This is a genomic window from Novosphingobium sp. 17-62-19 (assembly GCF_002256775.1).
In the GTDB taxonomy this organism is placed as follows: Bacteria; Pseudomonadota; Alphaproteobacteria; order Sphingomonadales; family Sphingomonadaceae; genus Novosphingobium.
In genome coordinates, this window is sequence record NZ_NCII01000035.1 from 1 (window position 1) to 19,256 (window position 19,256).

The 19,256-nt window shown below is 61.2% G+C and carries 15 protein-coding genes; 12 read left to right on the plus strand and 3 right to left on the minus strand.

Features of this window, described 5'->3' with window-relative positions:
- Positions 1–262: 262 nt before the first annotated feature.
- Positions 263–859: a recombinase family protein gene (locus B7X90_RS08455; RefSeq protein ID WP_292623532.1), complete on the minus strand. Its 597-nt coding sequence runs from the start codon at positions 857–859 to the stop codon at positions 263–265.
- A gap of 764 nt (positions 860–1,623) precedes the next feature.
- Here B7X90_RS08455 and B7X90_RS08460 point away from each other — a divergent pair.
- Entirely contained in the window at positions 1,624–2,004 is a 381-nt protein-coding gene (locus B7X90_RS08460) for a Bro-N domain-containing protein (protein WP_292623533.1), read from the plus strand.
- Positions 2,005–3,882: 1,878 nt separating this feature from the next.
- Here the strand turns inward: B7X90_RS08460 and B7X90_RS08465 are convergent.
- A complete protein-coding gene (locus B7X90_RS08465) occupies positions 3,883–4,224 on the minus strand; it encodes a hypothetical protein (RefSeq protein WP_292623535.1) in 342 nt (113 codons plus the stop codon).
- A 117-nt stretch (positions 4,225–4,341) separates the two neighbouring features.
- Here B7X90_RS08465 and radA point away from each other — a divergent pair, with 117 nt between their 5' ends.
- The 9 genes from radA to B7X90_RS08510 all read left to right on the plus strand — a co-directional run bounded on the left by radA (position 4,342) and on the right by B7X90_RS08510 (position 15,621).
- Positions 4,342–5,709 carry a DNA repair protein RadA gene (gene radA / locus B7X90_RS08470; protein WP_292623537.1) on the plus strand — a complete coding sequence of 456 codons (1,368 nt, stop codon included), beginning with the start codon at positions 4,342–4,344 and terminating at the stop codon, positions 5,707–5,709.
- A gap of 13 nt (positions 5,710–5,722) precedes the next feature.
- Positions 5,723–6,277, plus strand: a complete 555-nt coding sequence (locus tag B7X90_RS08475; protein ID WP_292623538.1) for a CvpA family protein — start codon at positions 5,723–5,725, stop codon at positions 6,275–6,277.
- Between the two features lies 1 nt (position 6,278).
- Positions 6,279–6,710 (plus strand): iron-sulfur cluster assembly scaffold protein, encoded by a 432-nt coding sequence (locus B7X90_RS08480; protein WP_366409674.1) that lies wholly within the window; start codon positions 6,279–6,281, stop codon positions 6,708–6,710.
- A gap of 113 nt (positions 6,711–6,823) precedes the next feature.
- Positions 6,824–8,440 (plus strand): MFS transporter, encoded by a 1,617-nt coding sequence (locus tag B7X90_RS08485; protein ID WP_292623568.1) that lies wholly within the window; start codon positions 6,824–6,826, stop codon positions 8,438–8,440.
- Between the two features lies 1 nt (position 8,441).
- Positions 8,442–9,494 (plus strand): alanine racemase, encoded by a 1,053-nt coding sequence (gene alr, locus B7X90_RS08490; RefSeq protein WP_292623571.1) that lies wholly within the window; start codon positions 8,442–8,444, stop codon positions 9,492–9,494.
- 78 nt (positions 9,495–9,572) lie between these two features.
- Positions 9,573–10,127 (plus strand): polyhydroxyalkanoate synthesis repressor PhaR, encoded by a 555-nt coding sequence (gene phaR / locus B7X90_RS08495; protein ID WP_292623540.1) that lies wholly within the window; start codon positions 9,573–9,575, stop codon positions 10,125–10,127.
- A gap of 68 nt (positions 10,128–10,195) precedes the next feature.
- Positions 10,196–11,743 (plus strand): proline--tRNA ligase, encoded by a 1,548-nt coding sequence (gene proS, locus B7X90_RS08500; RefSeq protein ID WP_292623541.1) that lies wholly within the window; start codon positions 10,196–10,198, stop codon positions 11,741–11,743.
- An 83-nt stretch (positions 11,744–11,826) separates the two neighbouring features.
- Positions 11,827–13,161 (plus strand): M28 family peptidase, encoded by a 1,335-nt coding sequence (locus tag B7X90_RS08505; protein ID WP_292623543.1) that lies wholly within the window; start codon positions 11,827–11,829, stop codon positions 13,159–13,161.
- A gap of 39 nt (positions 13,162–13,200) precedes the next feature.
- Positions 13,201–15,621 (plus strand): RNB domain-containing ribonuclease, encoded by a 2,421-nt coding sequence (locus B7X90_RS08510; protein ID WP_292623574.1) that lies wholly within the window; start codon positions 13,201–13,203, stop codon positions 15,619–15,621.
- A 60-nt stretch (positions 15,622–15,681) separates the two neighbouring features.
- On the opposite strand, the gene B7X90_RS08515 is transcribed toward B7X90_RS08510, so the two are convergent.
- Positions 15,682–16,140, minus strand: coding sequence for a universal stress protein (locus B7X90_RS08515; protein WP_292623545.1), 459 nt, complete (start codon positions 16,138–16,140; stop codon positions 15,682–15,684).
- 169 nt (positions 16,141–16,309) lie between these two features.
- On the opposite strand from B7X90_RS08515, the gene B7X90_RS08520 reads away from it, so the two are divergent.
- Positions 16,310–17,593, plus strand: coding sequence for a pyruvate dehydrogenase complex dihydrolipoamide acetyltransferase (locus B7X90_RS08520; protein ID WP_292623547.1), 1,284 nt, complete (start codon positions 16,310–16,312; stop codon positions 17,591–17,593).
- A gap of 82 nt (positions 17,594–17,675) precedes the next feature.
- The gene (gene lpdA / locus B7X90_RS08525) at positions 17,676–19,088 is read left to right on the plus strand and encodes a dihydrolipoyl dehydrogenase (RefSeq protein WP_292623549.1); all 1,413 of its coding nucleotides are present in this window, start codon (positions 17,676–17,678) and stop codon (positions 19,086–19,088) included.
- Positions 19,089–19,256 lie beyond the last annotated feature (168 nt).

The following is a 19,256-nucleotide window of genomic DNA, read 5'->3' on the forward strand; positions in this document are numbered from 1 at the left end:
CGGTCGGGGCTGCGCCCCTCCCTACGATCAGACCAGACAACCGATCCTACCGGCCATCATAGTCGCCGCTCAACCGGCCATCGTAGTTGTCGCCGCGCACCCCGCATGACACCCAAGGCTCCCAGAGGCCCCCAGGCGGTCCCTGAGGCGTTGTGCTTGCGTCGATCCACGCGGACCCGCAGCAGCTCTACGTTAGCGCCTGTTTTCACTCGTAAATCCCTGATGTGATACTGTAACATGCCGTGGCGGATACCCGATTATTTTAGGTGGTCTCTTGCCTGCCGACCGATGCGCAGTAGCGGGTCACTGTGGCCTTCGACAGGTCGAAATGCTTCATGGTCTCTGCGATGCTTTTGCGGTTCTCACGCCGCCATGCAGCTACCTCCTGAGCGTCTCGCTTTACGGGACGGCCTAGGCTTTCCTTCCCGCGATGCGTTCGCCCCGTTGCCCTCAGTGCATCCTTGGCAGCCTCACGCCCCGCATCACAGCGTTCCTTGATCCTCTGACGCTCCAGGTCGGCAATCTGGGCAAGGACGGCCACGACAATCTCACCAGCACCCCGCCCCACGGGACCAATGCCCCGAACGTCAAGAACGACACCTTTGTCCATAAGCTGACGGACGGTCGCCTGCACGTCCAGCGCATCGCGTCCTAGGCGGTCCAGAGCATACAGGCAGACGGTGTCGCCTTCACGGACGTAAGAGAGCAGGGCTGCGAAGCCAGGACGGTCCTTAGCCAGCGTTGCGCCGCTAACGCCTTCGTCGGAGAACTCCCGGTCGAAGTGACCACCAAGCGCGTGTCGCTGCGCTTCAACGCTCTGGTCCGCTGTCGAGGCCCTCAGGTATAGTATGCGGCTCATGTCTCGCCCTGTCTCGTAAGGTATAGGAGGCATTTAGAGACAAGCTCATAAGCCGTCAAGGTATCTTTTGCGTCACCTTGAGTTGTCTGATTGTGGGGGTCTCAAAGGTTAGAAGTTGTGAGGCATCCCCCAAGCAGTGCGGGCGCTGGTGCAACGGCCACGAATGTCCCCAAGAAGGCCAATGTCCCCCAAGGATCATGGGCAATGCCGATGCCTGCCGGTGGTGGGGCAGGAGGACCATAGGGGTGGGGTGGCCCGACCTCGGCGACCGGGGGTGGGGTAGGCGCAAGGCACTGGAATGTATATGGAATGTGGGCTTTACGGGTCCCTCCGGCCCGCTCACGGTTCCATCCGGCGTCGATCCGCGAAGCCAATCCAAAACAGGCGGTTTCGCTGCGGCCATATATTTACAGCTCGGACCCTGCTCTCTCCTCGGTTTCCCTGAGAAATCTGCGGGAAATCGGATGTAGCAATGAAGTTGCAATCCTTCGCAGCTTAGGGTCCCATCCGGCCCACGCTGGGACCATGCGCCGGATAGCCCCCGCAAGCGACCAAAATGGCCGGTGTGTTTTGCTGTCAGATACCGGCTTCAGGGTGCTCCCCAAGCCCCCCGGTTTACTTGGGTTTTGCATTACTGCCGAACATGGGGAAACCATCGCCCCCAACGCGGTAGCGGCATTACTGCTCACCTTGGCACAACCGGCGTTCCCACAGCGTCCGTCTTACTGCCGATGTAAGCACAACATTCCACCCAAGACCACGAGTTGCGTGGGGCCATCATCGACGGCCAGCCCTGGTTCGTCGCTGCTGACGCCTGCCGCATCCTCGGAGTGGTCAACGCCAGCAATGCCTGTCGCCCCCTGGCAGATGACGAGAAGACCACCCTTCATCGGCTAAAGGTTGGGATGCTCCCAGGCGCTCCTGTCAACGCTGTTAGCCGCCCAGGGCTCTTCAAGCTCATCTCCCGCTCAATCAAGCCCGAAGCGAAAGCCTTCGACCGCTGGGTGCGCCACGAGGTCCTGCCGCAGATCATGGACACTGGCGGCTACGTCACGGCAGACGCCAACGTCGAGAAGGTGCTGGAGGCTGCTCCAGGAACTGACTTTGGCCCTTCCCAGGAAACCGCAGATTTCCGCCATTCCTGACTTACTGCCCACCTTCGCACAACCAGGCCGTTCGAACCTGCCCGGACTTAGTGCTCACTATCGGACAACCAACGCGCCCGCGTGTGTCCCTTTCCAACCATCCTAGGCCTAGGAAACCACCACATGACCAACACCACCAACCGCCCCCAAGGCGTCCTTCGATCTGCCAGCCTGCCACAGGCCACCGCTGAGTTACCGGACGGCTTACTCCCCGATAATGTCGGTGAAGTGTCCCGCAACCAGAACATCCTGGACGAGGTGTTCGCCCCAGGCACCGCAGTCGCCCCTACAGCTCCCCTCAGGCCTGCGCTGAGCGCCCCAAGGCCCACAGGCATCTTGAGCTCAATCAACGCCAGGACCGCACGCCAGTGACCTCCACGGACGCCCTTCAGGTCAAGCAAGCTGTCCCCTACAAAAGGTCCACACCTCTGTTTGCCTGGGAACGGACGGCCCCGCCTCCCAAGCGCCAAGAGGTCGAACCCCAGGCCCCGATAGACCCGGTCTACGGCGATGGCATGGCGCTGGATTACAAGGGCCGTTCCATTCGCGCCATTCCCGTCAACGGTGTCCCCTGGTTCGCCTTGCCGGAGCTGGCTGAGGCGCTGAGCCTCCCCCAAGGGGAAGCGGACAAGCTGGTTCACTCTCCAGACTTTCCGGCACATGCACGGCTGGTCTGCTACGAAAGCCCAGAGCCCGACCCTGAAGTAACCACAGAGCCCGGACCCGTCACAATGCTTTCACCCGTTGGCGTCTGGTGGCTTACGGCGCTGATGGACGATGAAGGCAGCAGCGGGCAGGCCTTGGCTGCCTGGGCCAAACGTGAAGCCGCTAGGCTGTGTCCTGAGCCTGCGCCTGGTGACCCTGCCGTATTCCTTAGGCTGGCTAGGGCTGGGGTGCGCCCCCCATACCCGTGGAAATACAGCGGAAGACGAGCCGAGTGGATTGAACTGCGGTGGAGTGATACGGGCAACCTCGCACGCGGTTGGACGCCCACAGCCCCTAAGGAAACCTCCCAATGAGCACTCGCGTTCGCCTGCCCGGTTTCATCGATCACTTGGGCACCACCACACCGTCAGCCTACGGACCTATCGACGAGCCGGACGACTACTGACGCTGACACAAGAATACCCCCAGTCCTTTACGGGCCGGGGGTATTTTTTCGAGTGCCGAGGGGAAGGGTGTGGGTTTCTCCCACCCCCTAACAGTCAACTGGCGAGGGCGTTCGGCAGCCCGAGCCCCATTCGCAGCAACCGGTTGAAGAAGACCATATGCTCCAGCTCCCTCGCACCTAGCGTCACGTCTAGCAGGCGGAAGACCTCTGTAAGGTGGGCGTCGAGGAGGTCGTAGATTTCCTCAGGGTCCAAAGTTGGCGTAGGGGGCGATTGCACCTCAGCCTTCCACAGCCAGCATGAGGGTCCTGAGGTCCTGTGCGGTCAAGACCACGCTGTGAGCACGCCCTCGCTCGTCCCGCTGCTGGATTACCGCGACACCGTCACCCATGAGCTGAGCTTGGCCGTCACGGAGGGCAATGGAAGGGTTGACAGTGGTGGTCATTCAATAGGCTCCCGTCTGGAGGCGGCTTGCAGGTGGTCCAAAATGTGATACAAACGCGCCTTGAATGATGCGCCAGAAACCGCAGATTTCCGCCATTCCCGGTGCTCCCGTCTCGTATCGGGCCAGGGGCACCATTCCTTTTCAAAGCTAGGCATTGCCTTTGCTTGCTGATCAAGACACTGCCGTGCTCAAGCCTGTGATTCGATACAGATTTAGTTTCGGGAATAAGCTGGGTCTGTTCAGCGGATCCATGGTGCCCGGCCTGACATCGTATGTCGAAAAATCGCTGAAGTTCGTCGTCGGATACATCAGCGCCAGCGCAGCCTAGTCCACGTCAACGATCACCCGTGCCGTAGGCACAGTCACGTCGACTTTGAACACGTCGCCATTGCCGCTGCCGTCCGTCGGCTCGTCGATACTGTCTCGAAAGCCGCTGCCTCGTCCGCCGGCACCGCCTCCACTACGCTTGTCTGTCAGCTGGTTTGCTCCAAACTTATTCGGTTCAGCCTGCTCCAGATCAGCCAGCTCGTGACGTTGTGCCTGCACCTGCTGGGGCTGACCATTGACAATGAGCGCAACCGTCCCTGAAAATGCAAGCGTCAGTGCCGCAAAGTTACGGTACATCTTCGGGTGAATCCCCAATACTTGTTTCGACATGCGGATCATACGGATGGCCATAACCAGGGCGCGTTAAGGATGAAGTCAGCCTTCGTGGTTAGCAAACTGATACCGGAATGGCGCAAATGCGCTTGTGTTCCATCTATGTTCTGCTAATTGCAGGGTATGGCCAAACCAAAACGTCGCTTCGTCTGCCAGGCCTGTGGCAGCGTCTCCAATCGCTGGCAGGGTCAGTGCGCAGATTGTAGCGAATGGAACACGTTGGCCGAAGAAGCGCCCGAAACGATATTCTCGGCCAAGCATGATCTGTCGAGTGGCGGCCGCCGCGTCGCTTTCGTCAGCCTAGATGCGCCGGTAACGCTTCCGCAGCGCCGCAAGACCGGCATTGCCGAGTTTGACCGCGCATTGGGTGGCGGCCTTGTCCCCGGCTGCGCCATCCTGATGGGGGGCGATCCCGGCATAGGAAAATCCACCCTGCTGCTTCAGGCTGCCGCCAAAGTCGCCATGTCGGGAGGCACGGCTGTCTATATCAGTGGAGAGGAGGCGTCCGACCAGATCCGCCTGCGCGCTGATCGCCTTGGCCTTGGCAAAGCGCCTATCCAACTCGCCGCAGCCACCTCGGTGCGCGACATTCTCACCACGCTTGGCACCATGCCAACGCCCGATCTGCTGGTGATCGATTCGATCCAGACCATGCATTCCGATCAGATCGAGGGCGCCCCCGGTACAGTGAGCCAAGTGCGCGGCTGCGCCTTCGAACTGATCCGCTTTGCCAAGGAAGCCGGCACCGCGCTGGTGCTCGTAGGCCACGTAACGAAGGACGGGTCTATCGCCGGCCCGCGTGTGCTGGAGCACATGGTGGACGTGGTAATGAGCTTCGAGGGTGAGCGTAGCCATCAATACCGCATCCTGCGCGCGATCAAGAACCGCTTTGGCGCGGTCGACGAAATTGGTGTCTTCGCGATGGCCGGGGCAGGGCTTGAGGAAGTTGGCAACCCGTCGATGCTCTTCCTTTCAGGGCGCGAAGACCAAATCGCAGGCAGCGCCGTTTTCCCTGCGCTCGAAGGCACGCGCCCGGTTCTGGTCGAAATTCAGGCACTCACAGTGCGTCTTGCCAGCGGAGCCACTCCGCGTCGCGCGGTTGTTGGCTGGGATTCGGGTCGCCTTGCAATGTTGCTGGCTGTCCTCGAAGCGCGTTGCGGCCTCAATTTCTCGACCGCTGAGGTCTATCTCAACGTGGCGGGCGGGTACCGGCTGACTGACCCCGCTGCCGACCTCGCCGTTGCAGCAGCGCTCATTTCCGCCCTGTCGGATCGCCCTTTACCGCCCGCTTCGATCTGGTTCGGAGAAGTCTCGCTGGCCGGAGAAGTACGCCCCGTCGCCCACACCCCGGTTCGCCTGCGTGAGGCGGCAAAGCTTGGCTTTCGTCTCGGTTGCGGCCCCGATGCAGGGGCTGAAAAGGTCGAAGGCTTGCGCTATTCCCCGCTCAAGCTGCTGCCAAATCTGATTGACCGCGTGATGGGCGGCTCATAGGTTCCGCTCCGAAATGACCGGCTTCGATTATGTAGTTCTGCTTCTTGTCGGCATCGGTGCCGTTGGCGGCTTCCTGCGTGGATTTGTGGAAGAGGTGCTATCGCTTGCCGCTTGGTGTCTTGCGCTTTTGGCGGTGCATTATTTCCACGAACCATTGACTTACTGGCTCGCCACACACTTGCCGACGGAAACCGGGGCAGGGGTTCTCGCATTCTTTTTGCTTCTGCTTGGTCCCTACATTGCCACCAGAGTCATCGCGCGCCGCATGGGCACCGCAAGCCGCGATTCGGTGATCGGCCCGATTGATCGCTTGCTCGGTTTCGGCTTCGGAGCAGTGAAGGGGTTCATCATCGTCGTGCTTGGGTATTCGGTCGTCGTCTTTGGCTATGATCTTGCTTGGGGTGAAGATGGTAGGCCCGAATGGATCACCGAAGCGCGCACTTATCCGTTTCTCAATGCTGCCAGCGAGGAATTGTTGACACTAATTTCCGAGCGACGCGAACAGGCAGCAGACCAGGCGCGTGAAGTTACCAAACGCAAAACACGCAAACAGATTCTGGGCGATTGAAGTGGGCGTCGGAAAGGGCCTTTACACCCCTGAAATTCTCGCACTTGCCATGGAACTCGCCAATACACCGTGGGATGATGCTCTCCCGCACAAGGGCACGGCCCGGTCACGCAGTTGCGGCAGCACGATAGACGTTGCGCTGGCAACCGATCCGGCAGGTGCTGTAACAGCCCTTGGCCTGCGGCCACATGCTTGCGCCGTCGGGCAAGCGTCTGCCGCACTGTTCGCCAGATCGGCGCTTGGACGCAACAAGGCAGAAATCGCGCAATCCCGCTCGGCACTGGCAAAATGGTTGGTGGGCGACACTCTGCGTCCCGTCTGGCCGGGTCTGGAAAACCTTGAAGCTGCCCGGGCCTATCCCGCGCGCCACGGTGCAATCATGTTGGCATGGGACGCCGCGCTTGATGCGCTTTCGGGTGTCCGAGCTACCTGAAAAGCAGGGCTTGCCGCAAAGCCATGCGCTTCGCTACAGCCTCGCCAGATAAGCCGAACAAAAACGGGTTTCGGGGGAAATTCAGCGTGTCAGTAAACAGTGTCAGCAACGCGATGCCAAACGGCGGAGAACTGGAACCAAGCGCGTCCGATATCCGGCTCGTCATCGCAGCAAGTTCTGCAGGCACAGTGTTCGAATGGTACGATTTCTTCATCTATGGCACGCTGGCTGCAATTATCGGCAAGACCTTCTTTCCGTCTGATAATGCCACGCTGCAACTTCTGCTTGTATGGGCCGGATTTGCTGTCGGCTTTGGCTTTCGGCCGCTGGGTGCAATTCTGTTCGGCTATCTGGGCGACAAGCTCGGCCGCAAGTACACGTTCCTTGTTACCGTCACGCTGATGGGCATTGCCACCGCCGGAGTCGGCCTGATCCCCTCGGCCGATAGCATCGGCCTCTTTGCACCTGCGATCGTGCTTCTCCTGCGCATTCTGCAGGGCCTTGCGCTCGGCGGCGAATATGGCGGTGCTGCAATCTACGTGGCTGAACACGCGCCCGGAGGACGGCGCGGCTACTACACCAGCTATATACAGGCCAGTGTCGTTGGTGGTTTCGTCCTCAGCCTGATCGTCGTCTTGTCCAGCAAGGCGCTGATGGCTGAAGAGATTTGGCTAACCTGGGGCTGGCGCGTGCCATTCCTGCTCAGCCTTGCGCTGCTCGCAATCTCGCTGTGGATGCGGCTGAAACTCTCCGAAAGCCCGGTGTTCAAGGCAATGAAGGAGCAGGGCGAACTGGCAGGAAACCCATTCGTCGAAAGCTTCACCTATCCCGGCAACAAGCGTCGCATTTTTATCGCGTTGTTCGGCATCGCGGCCGGTCTCACGGTAATCTGGTACACGGCTATGTTCTCAAGCCTCGGCTTTCTCAAATCCGCGGCGCGGATGGACGATACGCTTGCCGAGATTGTCGTTGGCATTGGCGGGGCCATTGGCATGGTATTTTACCTGATCGCTGGCGCATGGTCCGATCGTGTCGGGCGCAAGAAGCCCATCGTCATCGGCTATGCGCTTACATTGCTGCTGATGTTCCCGGCGTTCTGGCTGATGGGGTCCTTTGCAAACTCTGAACTTGCTGCTGCGGCGCAGCGCAATCCGGTGGTCGTCGCTGGCCCTGATTGCAACTACAGCCCATTTGCCTCCGAACAGTCCAGCCAATGTGCAAAATTGCTGTCCGATCTCGCGGCTTCCGGCATCAGTTATGATCTCGCCGAATCATCGACCTTCACGGCCACGGTAGGCGGTGCGCAAATGGCGTTGGGCAGCTATCCTTGGGCAGAAAAGGCCGCCAAGCGGATCAAGGTTCTGCAAGCTGATCTATCTACCCACGGTTATGATTTCGCCAAGGTCAAGCCTTCCACGGGCAGGTTGGTCATGGTCATCGCCGGACTGCTACTGCTCATGGCACTTTCAGGGGCAACCTACGGTCCGGTTGCGGCGCTGCTTTCAGAAATGTTTCCGCCTCGCATCCGTTACAGTTCGATGTCGATCCCCTACCATCTTGGCACCGGATATTTCGGGGGTTTCATGCCCTTGATTTCCAGCTACATCATCGCGCGTACCGGTGATCCTTATGCCGGGCTGTGGTACACTTGGGTCGTGGTACTTGTCGCGTTTCTGGTCGCCCTATGGGGCTTGAAGCCGGGCCTGCCCGCCGATTTCACGGACGACTGACATTTTCGCATTACCTCCCGCCACCCTCCGCCTTGCCTTTGATTCGCAAGCTCTTGCCGACAATTGGCGCACGCTGAACGCCATGTCCGGGAATGCTGCAGCGGGTGCAGCGGTAAAGGCTGATGCATACGGACTGGGTGCGGCGCGGGTGGTACCCGTGCTAGTTGCAGCCGGATGCAAGGATTTTTTTGTCGCTCACTGGTCAGAAGTACCCCCGCTGCTGCCGCACGTTTCCGCAGAGCATATTGCGGTGCTGCACGGCCCGGTTAACCGTGCCGAAGCGGATTTTGCGCGCAGCACCGGAGTGCGCCCGGTACTCAATTCGCTGCCTCAAGTTCAGCGCTGGCTCGCGGCTGGCGGTGGACCTTGTCATGTGATGATCGACACGGGCATGAGTCGCTTGGGTATCGAATCGGCGCAGCTTTCGGATCCGGCACTGTTCGCGCTGGATATCGACATCTGCCTTAGCCACCTTGCCAGTGCGGATGAAGATACCGCTCAGAACGCACAGCAGCTGGCGCGCTTCGAAGACATTCGAAGACGGATTGCAGCTCGTCGCTACAGCCTCGCAAACAGTGCTGGGATCGCATTGGGCACGGCCTTTCACGCTGATCTCACACGTCCGGGAATTGCGCTCTATGGCGGCGTTGTCCGTCCAGAATTTGCAGGAAAGATCCAGCCTGTCGCACAGCCACAGGCGATGGTTGTGCAGGTCCGCAACCTCGAACCGGGTGACAAAGTGGGCTATAACGCCCTGTTCTCGGCTAGCAAACATATCCGCGCAGGCATCCTGTCCATTGGCTATGCCGATGGTTATCTGCGATGCTGGACAGGAAAAGGGAACTTCCTCTGGCAAGGCAGGCAAGTACCGGTGCTTGGCCGTGTTTCGATGGATCTGACCATCGTCGATCTGACTGACTTGCCCGATTGTGACGAGGGAGATTGGCTCAGCGCAGACTACGATCTTCCTGCTGCGTCCGCGCAGTCCGGGCTGTCGCAATACGAATTGCTGACCCTTATGGGCCAAAGATATTCGCGCCAAACCGGTTCTTAACGCTACTTGTTAAGATTTGTTGCGCTGCACATACTGCACGTGCTAATACATAGAAACGTCGCAGTGGGGTGCCAGATCATGGCCAGTGAATCCAAGAATGGCGGCACGGTTATAATCAAGAAATATGCTAACCGTCGCCTCTACAATACAAGCACTTCGAGCTACATCACGCTCGACCATCTCGCGCAGATGGTGAAGGAAAACATCGATTTCAAAGTGATGGATGCCAAGACGGGTGCGGATCTTACGCACGCGATCCTGACGCAGATCATCATGGAGGAAGAGGCCGCCGGTGAGCAGATGCTGCCCACGAATTTTCTGCGCCAGCTGATTTCCATGTATGGCAATTCGATGCAGGCCTTTCTGCCTGGCTATCTTGAGGCCTCGATGGACCATTTCCGCGAAAATCAGGCCAAAATGCGCAAAGCGATCGAGGAGAGCATCGGCTCCAACCCGCTTGCTCAAATCGCACAGCGCAACATGGAAATGTTCAAGGCGGCCGCAGCGGCCTTCGTCCCCGGCACTCATGCTGCAAGCGAAGATGTCAAGCCTGCTACCGAAGCAGACGATCTTGATACTTTGCGCAAGCAGATGGCCGATATGCAGAAGAAGCTCGACCAGCTTTCGAATTGAATTTTGCGTCTCGCAGTGTCCATCGTGGGCATTGCGAGAAATGCCTTTGCGCTTTAACGCGCAGACCCATGAACCAGCCAGCAATCAAGCACGCGCTCAACGTGAAGCGCGCAGACGACTTCGCCCAGTGGTATCAGGCCGTGATCGCCGAGGCCGAGCTTGCCGAGGAATCTGGCGTGCGCGGCTGCATGGTCATCCGGCCGTGGGGCTATGGCATCTGGGAACGCATCCAGAAGCTGATGGACGCCGAAATCAAGGATGCCGGCGTCGAGAACTGCTACTTCCCGCTGTTCATTCCGCTGTCGTACTTCGCCAAGGAGGCCGAACACGTCGAAGGTTTTGCCAAGGAAATGGCGGTCGTCACGCACCACCGCCTGATCTCCGATGGGAAGGGCGGTCTTACCCCTGATCCCGAAGCCAAGCTCGAAGAGCCGCTGGTGGTGCGCCCCACATCTGAAACCGTGATCGGGGCAGCGATGGCGCGCTGGGTCCAGTCGTGGCGCGATCTGCCGCTGATGGTCAACCAGTGGGCCAATGTCGTGCGCTGGGAAATGCGCACACGCATGTTCCTGCGCACCAGCGAATTTCTCTGGCAGGAAGGCCACACCGCCCACGCGGATGAGGCCGACGCGATGGCCGAAACCCTGCGCGCACTCGAAATGTACCGCGCCTTCGCCGAAGGCCCGCTCGCCATGCCAGTGATCGCCGGCCCCAAGCCCGAGAACGAGCGCTTCCCCGGCGCGGTCGAAACGTTCTCGATCGAGGCGATGATGCAGGACGGCAAGGCCCTTCAAGCCGGCACCTCGCACTACCTCGGCACCACCTTCGCGCAGGCCGCAGGCATCCGCTATCAGGACAAGGAAGGCCAGCAGGCGCTCGCCCACACCACCTCATGGGGCGTCTCCACCCGCCTGATCGGCGGCGTGATCATGACCCACGGCGATGACGATGGCCTTCGCGTCCCCCCGCAGGTCGCCCCGCAACAGATCGTCATCCTCCCGATGCTGCGCGACAACGATGGTGACGATGCCCTGCTCGCCTATTGCGAGGAAATCCGCGCAGCGCTCGCCAAGCAGACCGCATTCGGCGAACGCGTCCGCGTCCTGCTCGACAAGCGCCCCGGCAAGGCCACGCAAAAGCGCTGGGCCTGGGTCAAGAAGGGCGTGCCCCTCATCCTCGAAATCGGCGGCCGCGATGCCGAAGGCGGCCAGGTCTCCGCCCTTCGCCGCGACCAGCTCTGGCGGCTCGATGCCAAGCCCAACTTCGTCGGCCAATCGCGCGAGGCCTTCATCGCTGCTGCAGCCGCCGAACTCGAAGCCATCCAGACCACGCTCTACGAGCAAGCCCGTGACCGCCGCGACGCCCAGATCGAGCGTGACGTAACCGATCTCGACGGCCTCAAAACCTACTTCGCCGAGGGCAACAAGTACCCGGGCTGGGTCGAAATGGGCTGGTCCAAACCTACCGGCGCGGCGCTCGATGTAGTGGTCGAACAGCTCAAGGCTCTCAAACTCACCATCCGCAACACACCGCTCAATGCGCCAAAGCCAACCGGCACGTGCCCTTTCACTGGCCAGCCCGCGACGGAGACCATTCTGATCGCGCGCTCCTACTGATTGCCCCAAAGGGTGGCGCGCAATCGCCACCCTTTCCATACACCCTGCTTGCCGCACTGCCCCGCACGATGCATGAAGCTTTCATGCGCAACTATCTGATCCTGTTCACGCTCCTCGCTTCCACTGCCGCATATGCCGCGCCCGAGGATGCCATTTCCGAAGCCCGCTTGCGTGTCGATGTGGAAAAGCTCGTCAGCTTCGGCACCCGCCACACTCTTTCGTCGCAGACCGATCCCAAACGCGGGATCGGTGCAGCCCGCAAATGGGCGGAAAGCGAATTCCGCAAGGCCAGTGCCATGTGCGGCAACTGCCTCGAAGTGGTCCTCCCCGAAACCACCGTCTCCGGCGACCGCGTCCCCACGCCCACCCGCCTAGTCAATGTCGTCGCCATCCAGCGCGGCACCGAACGGCCGAACGAAGTGGTGATCGTCCAGGGCCACATCGACAGCCGCGTGACAGACATCCTCAATGCCGCCAGCGACGCCCCCGGCGCAAACGACAACGCCTCGGGCACCGCCCTCGTGCTCGAATCCGCGCGCGTCCTCTCACGCGAAAAGTTCCCTACGACGATCGTCTACGCCGCGCTCTCCGGCGAAGAGCAGGGCCTGCTCGGCGGCAAACTTCTCGCTGATTACGCCGCTGCACAGGGCTGGACGGTCAAGGCCGTGCTCAACAACGATATCGTCGGCGGCTCCACCGGCTCCGACGGCTACCGTGATAACACCAACGTTCGCGTCCTCTCCGAAGCCCTCCGCGCCGATTCCACCGATGTCCTGCGCGCCCAGATGCGCCGCTTCGGTGGCGAAAATGACAGCCCCTCGCGCAACATCTCGCGCTGGGTGGCCTCCCTTGCCGAAGCCGACGCCGAAAAAGGCCTCGCCGTCCGCCAGATCTGGCGCGCTGACCGCATGGGCCGGGGCGGAGACCAGTTGCCCTTCTCCGACAAGGGCTATCCCGCCGTCCGCTTCACTGTTGCGGTCGAGGATTACGAACACCAGCATCAGGACTTGCGCACCGAAGCTGGCGTAAAGTTCGGCGACACGGCTGACGAAATGGACTTCCCCTACCTCGCCAAAGTCACCCGCCTCAATGTCCGCGCGCTCGCAAAACTCGCCCGCACGCCCATGCCGCCTGCGCCCGTGGTGAAGGGCGCAGTCAAACCCAGCACAGACATTGAATGGCAACCTGTTCCGGGTGCGGTTCGCTACACCCTGTGGCAGCGCCGCACCGACGCGCCGATGTGGCAGACCAAGCTGCTCGAATCCGCCGAAACCAAAGCCAGCCTCCCGGGCGTCCGCGCCGATGACTGGCTGTTCGGCGTCAATGCCGTGGCGGCAGATGGCTCGGAAAGCCCCGTCGCCTCGGCCGTCCCCGGTGGCCAGTTTGGCCCGCTGCCTCCGGCAATTGCCAAACCCTAACAGCTTGCCATTGCGGGCATGAACGACCACATGCCCTACATGACAAAACTTCGCTTTCCGCAAGGCCTCCCCACACGCCAGCAGGTGCTCGATTTCATCGCACAATCCGATGAACCTGCCGGAAAGCGCGAGATGGCCAAGGCCTTTGGCCTCAAGGGCACGGAAAAGATCGCGCTCAAGGCCTTGCTCAAGGATATGGCCGACGAAGGCCTGATCGACGGCAACCGCAGCGCCTTCCACGCCATGGGCGGCGTTCCGAAAGTCACCGTCCTCCGCATCGTCGAGATCGATGAAGGCGAACCGGTCGCTGTGCCCGACTCATGGCAGCCGGACGACGCCAGCCCCCCGCCACGCATCCGTGTGATCGAACCGCGCGGCAAACAGCGTGACCGCAACGCCGCACTTCGCGTGGGCGACCGCGTCCTCGCCCGCACCGAAGAAGCGGGCAATGGCTGGATCGCCCACCCGATGAAGAAGCTGCAAGGCGGCGAAGAACAAATGATGGGCGTCGTCGAACTCGACGGCGCAGGCAAGGGCTGGCTAGCCCCCGTCGACAAGCGCGTACGCAACGCCGTGCCCATCTCCGACCTCGGCGGTGCAGAAAAAGGCCAACTCGTTCTCGCAGAACCCGCTGGCCGTTCACCCCGATCCGGCATGAAAGTCGTCGCGGTCCTTGGCGATCCACTCGCCCCGCGCGCATTCAGCCTGATCGCCATCCACAAGCACGGCATCCCCTTCGTCTTCCCCGAAGGCGCGGTGACCGAAGCCGAAGTCGCCGCCAAACTCCCGCTCAGCGAAGACACCCGCGAAGACCTGCGCCACCTGCCCATCGTCGCCATCGACCCTGCCGACGCACGCGACCACGACGACGCGATCTGGGCCGAACCCGACGGCGAGGACGGCTTCAAAGCCCTCGTCGCCATTGCCGACGTCAGCTACTATGTGCGTCCGGGCGGCGAGACTGACCGCGAAGCCCGCAAGCGCGGCAATTCGGTCTATTTCCCCGACCGCGTCGTGCCGATGTTGCCCGAAGTGCTCAGCGCCGATGTCTGCTCACTCAAATCCGGTGCAGACCGCGCGGCGATGGCTTGCCACCTGACCATCGACAGTTCGGGCCATATCCGCGACTGGCGCTTCACCCGTGCCGTGGTGCGCATCGCCGAAGTCATCGCCTATGAGGAAGCGCAGCGCCGTATCGATGCGGCAGGAAGTCACCACCCCCCAACCCCCTCCTTTGAAGAGGAGGGGGAGCAGGCACTTAAAGCCCCCTCCTCTTTAGAGGAGGGGGTTGGGGGTGGTGGCGGAGCCAATGACGGTGGTGGCGGAGCCAAAACCGTCAGTATCCAAGTCCTCCAGAACCTCTGGTCAGCATGGCGCCTGCTGGAAAAGGCCCGCCACGCCCGCGATCCGCTGAACCTCGACCTCCCCGAACGCCGCGTTGTGTTGAACAGCGAGGGCAAGATCGCCGAAATCGCCATCCGCGAACGGCTCGACGCGCACCGCGTGGTCGAAGACTTCATGATCGCCGCCAACGTCGCTGCCGCCAAGGCGCTCGAAGCCAAGGTCGCCTCAGTGGTCTATCGCATCCACGAACCGCCGAGCCGCGAAAAACTCACCGCGCTGAAGGACTATCTCGCCACCTTCGACCGAAAGCTGTCGCTGGGGCAGGTGATCACGCCCTCCTTGTTCAACCGCATGCTGAAAGACATCGCGGATGAAGCTGAAAAGGCGCTGATCATGGAAGCCGTCCTGCGCAGCCAGACCCAGGCCTATTACGGCCCGCGCAATGCCGGGCATTTCGGCCTCGCGCTCGGCTCCTACGCGCACTTCACTTCGCCGATCCGCCGCTACTCGGACCTGCTTGTTCACCGTGCGCTGGTCGATGCCTATGGTCTGGAACAGCCACGCCCCAAGGCCGATCTGCCCGCCACCTCTGGCCTGTCAGACCGCGACCGCGCCGATCTCGCCCGCGTGTCCGAAGCGCTCAGCAATGCCGAACGCCGCGCGATGGAGGCCGAGCGTGACACGATTGACCGCTATGTCGCTGCATGGCTCTCGGGCAAAGTTGGCGAGGTGTTCGACACCCGTGTGACCGGCGTGCAGAAGTTTGGCCTGTTCGCCACGATTATCGGCCTTGGCGGCGATGGCCTCGTGCCCATCTCCACGCTGGGCGCAGAACGCTTCAACTACGACGAGAAGGCCCAGCGGCTGATCGGCGAATTGAGCGGCGAAGAATTCGTGATGGGCCAGATCCTCAAACTGCGCCTCGCCGAAGCCAATCCGCTGACCGGCGCGCTCAAGTTTGAACCCGCCGATGTGGCCGAAGGCGTTCAGCGGATTGACCGGCGTGGCGAAAGAACCGGCCCCAAAACCGATCACAAGGCGCGCCGACAGGGCCAGTACACTGCCGGAAAACGCGGCCGCCCTTCAAACATCCGACATCAGGGCCGCAAGAAGTAGCGCAATTTAACTCCCCTCCCGCAAGCGGGAGGGGTTGGGGGAGGGATTGTTCCCACTAACCTAACTGAACCGGTCAATTTCCTCGTCAGACATCACCCCCGGCACGATCATCAGCGGGCAGGGCAATTGCCCTGCAATGCCAGAAAAGTGTGAAACCAGCGGACCGGGCGATCCGCCGCTTGCCGCGCCCAGCACGAGCGCCGACACTTCAGGGTGTTCGTCAAGATATTCGCGGACGACTTTTGGTCCATCACCCTGCAACACCGAGATAACCGGGCTCAAGCCCGATTCGCTGGCCAAACTGCCTGCCATGCTCATCGCCAGAACTTCGGCCCTGTCGCGCGTTTCCTGTTCCATCGTCGCTTGCACGCCGCCAAACGCGACAAATTGCTGTCGCGGAACCAGAGCGAGCACATGGACGGTGCCACCTGTCCGCACTGCGCGCCGCGCCGCGAACCGCAACGCTCCTCGCGCCTCGTCGGTCTCGTCCATGATGACAAGGTATATGCGTTGGGGCATTCCATTCATCCTTCCCAACCCTTCGTATCGGCAAATTCGTATGCGGTGCAAGCGCCAAGCCACTTGACCCGACGCGCCATGCTGGTGAAATGGGGCCGACAAAAGATGCAGGAGAGGTTTCCGCTACGGCACTCTCCCTCCTGCACATCAGGACACGGAAAACACGCCCATGCCCATCGCGATCAAGATGCCTGCCCTTTCCCCTACCATGGAGGAAGGGACTCTCGCCAAGTGGCTCGTCAAAGTGGGTGACAAGGTCTCCTCGGGCGATATCATGGCCGAGATCGAAACTGACAAGGCCACGATGGAATTCGAGGCCGTCGACGAAGGCACGATCGTTTCCATCGACGTCTCCGAAGGTTCAGAAGGCGTGAAGGTCGGTACGGTGATCGCAATGATCGCGGGCGAGGACGAAGACGCCGAAGCGCCTGTTGCTGCGCCCAAGGCAGCCGCCGAGCCCGCACCTGCGGCAAAGGCTGAAAAGGCAGCAGCGCCTGCACCTGCTCCAACGCCGACCCCAGCGCCTGTTGCTGCGGCATCGGCCAAGGCGGGCGACCGCGTGATTGCCAGCCCGCTGGCAAAGCGCATCGCTGCCGACAAGGGTCTCGATCTGTCCGGCGTGACTGGCTCCGGCCCCAATGACCGCATCGTCCGTGCCGATGTCGAAGGCGCAAAGCCTGCTGCGGCAACGCCTGCGCCTGTCGCAGCGACTGCCTCTGCTCCCGCCGCTGCACCCGCACCAGCTGCAATTCCCGACTTCGGCATCCCGTATGAGGCGCAGAAGCTCAACAACGTGCGCAAGACAATCGCGCGCCGCCTGACCGAGGCGAAGCAGACGATCCCGCACATCTATCTCACCGTCGACATTCAGCTCGATGCTCTTCTCAAGCTGCGCGGCCAGCTCAACAAGGCTTTGGAAGCGCAGGGCGTGAAGCTGTCGGTCAATGACCTCATCATCAAGGCGCTGGCCAAGGCGCTGGTGCAGGTGCCCAAGTGCAACGTCAGCTTTGCCGGTGACGAACTGCGCAGCTACAGCCGCGCCGATATCTCGGTCGCCGTTGCCGCCCCTTCGGGCCTGATAACGCCGATCATCGTCGATGCGGGCAACAAGGCCATTTCCGCCATCGCTACGGAAATGAAGACGCTCGCCAACAAGGCGCGCGAAGGCAAGTTGCAGCCGCACGAATATCAGGGCGGCACCGCCTCGCTCTCGAACCTCGGCATGTTCGGCATCAAGAATTTTGATGCCGTGATCAATCCGCCGCAGGCAATGATCATGGCAGTGGGGGCAGGGGAACAGCGTCCCTATGTGATAGACGGCGCGCTGGGCATTGCCACGGTCATGTCCGCCACCGGCAGCTTTGATCACCGCGCCATCGACGGCGCTGACGGGGCCGAACTGATGCAGGCGTTCAAGGCGCTGATCGAGAACCCGCTCGGCCTCATCGCTTGAGTGCCTGACCATTCTGCGAGCGGTCATGCGCCGTTCGCTGCGCTAGACGATTGGCCGGATGAGGGCCTGAAGGAGCATTTGCGTGGCTGATCAATACGATGTCATCGTTCTCGGTTCTGGCCCCGGCGGCTACGTCGCAGCGATCCGCTGCGCACAGCTGGGCCTAAAGACCGCGATTGTCGAGCGCGAGAACCTTGGCGGGATTTGCCTCAACTGGGGCTGCATCCCCACCAAGGCGCTGTTGCGCTCAGCCGAAGTGCTCAACCACATGAAGCACGCTGCATCGTATGGGCTTGCCGCCGACAACATCCGCGCTGACCTCGATGCCGTGGTCAAACGCTCGCGCGGGGTGGCCAAGCAGCTCAACCAGGGCGTCACGCATCTGATGAAGAAGAACAAGATCGCCGTACACATGGGCAATGGCGTTCTGAAAAGTGCGACCAGCGTCGAAGTGACCGGCGATAAGGGCTCGGAAACGATATCTGCCAAGCACGTGATCGTCGCCACCGGTGCCCGCGCCCGCGACCTGCCCTTCGCCAAGGCCGATGGCGAGCGGGTGTGGACCTATCGCCATGCCATGACGCCTAAGGTCATGCCAACCAAGCTTCTGGTTATCGGCTCGGGCGCGATCGGCATCGAATTTGCCAGCTTCTACAACGATATGGGTGCCGAAGTTACGGTTGTCGAAATGATGGACCGCGTGGTCCCGGTCGAAGACGCCGACGTTTCGGCCTTCCTTGAAAAGGCGCTGACCAAGCAGGGCATGAAGATCATGACCGGCGCGGGCGTCGAAAGCCTTGCTGTCTCGGCCTCGGGCGTGAAGGCGAAGATCAAGGGCAAGGATGGCAAGGTTGCCGAGGGTGACTACAGCCACGTGATCGTCGCCGTGGGCATCATCGCCAACACTGAAAACATCGGCCTCGAAGCGCTGGGCGTGAAGGCCGAGCGCGGGATCATTGCCATCGATGGCTATGGCCGCACCAACGTAAAGGGCCTGTGGGCCATCGGCGACGTGACGCCGGGGCCTTGGTTGGCGCACAAGGCGAGCCACGAAGGCGTGATCGCTGCCGAAGCCATCGCGGCGGAACTGGGCAACAAGGACGTCCACCCGCACCCGATGGACCGCATGAACATCCCCGGCTGCACCTACTGCCACCCCCAGATCGCCAGCGTCGGCCTGACCGAGGCTAAGGCGAAGGAAGCTGGTTATACGGTGAAGGCAGGTACCTTTCCTTTCATCGGCAACGGCAAGGCCATTGCGCTGGGCGAGCCTGAGGGCTTCGTAAAGACTGTGTTCGATGCCAAGACAGGCGAACTGCTGGGCGCGCACATGATCGGTGCGGAAGTGACCGAGATGATCCAGGGCTATGTCATCGGCAAGACGCTGGAGACGACTGAGGCGGAACTGATGCACACTGTGTTCCCGCACCCCACGATCAGTGAATCCATGCATGAGAGCGTTCTGGCGGCTTATGGACGGGCAATTCACATCTGATTTCTGAAGTTTCAGCACCAAGTCTCTGATAGTCAAAGAAGTGGCGCGGATGGGGAAACCTGTTCGCGCTATTTTTTTGCTGATGCAACGGGGCCATGCCATGCCTCATCCACATCAACGCAGCGGGTGCCCTTGCCGATCTTGTCGCGTCTTCCCCAAGTAAATTGC

Bases quoted from the DNA above. Each gene is read 5' to 3' on its own strand.
- B7X90_RS08455 (WP_292623532.1), bottom strand. From the start codon at position 859: ATGAGCCGCATACTATACCTGAGGGCCTCGACAGCGGACCAGAGCGTT.
- B7X90_RS08465 (WP_292623535.1), bottom strand. From the start codon at position 4,224: ATGATCCGCATGTCGAAACAAGTATTGGGGATTCACCCGAAGATGTAC.
- radA (WP_292623537.1), top strand. From the start codon at position 4,342: ATGGCCAAACCAAAACGTCGCTTCGTCTGCCAGGCCTGTGGCAGCGTC.
- B7X90_RS08475 (WP_292623538.1), top strand. From the start codon at position 5,723: ATGACCGGCTTCGATTATGTAGTTCTGCTTCTTGTCGGCATCGGTGCC.
- B7X90_RS08485 (WP_292623568.1), top strand. From the start codon at position 6,824: ATGCCAAACGGCGGAGAACTGGAACCAAGCGCGTCCGATATCCGGCTC.
- phaR (WP_292623540.1), top strand. From the start codon at position 9,573: ATGGCCAGTGAATCCAAGAATGGCGGCACGGTTATAATCAAGAAATAT.
- proS (WP_292623541.1), top strand. From the start codon at position 10,196: ATGAACCAGCCAGCAATCAAGCACGCGCTCAACGTGAAGCGCGCAGAC.
- B7X90_RS08505 (WP_292623543.1), top strand. From the start codon at position 11,827: ATGCGCAACTATCTGATCCTGTTCACGCTCCTCGCTTCCACTGCCGCA.
- B7X90_RS08510 (WP_292623574.1), top strand. From the start codon at position 13,201: ATGACAAAACTTCGCTTTCCGCAAGGCCTCCCCACACGCCAGCAGGTG.
- B7X90_RS08515 (WP_292623545.1), bottom strand. From the start codon at position 16,140: ATGCCCCAACGCATATACCTTGTCATCATGGACGAGACCGACGAGGCG.
- B7X90_RS08520 (WP_292623547.1), top strand. From the start codon at position 16,310: ATGCCCATCGCGATCAAGATGCCTGCCCTTTCCCCTACCATGGAGGAA.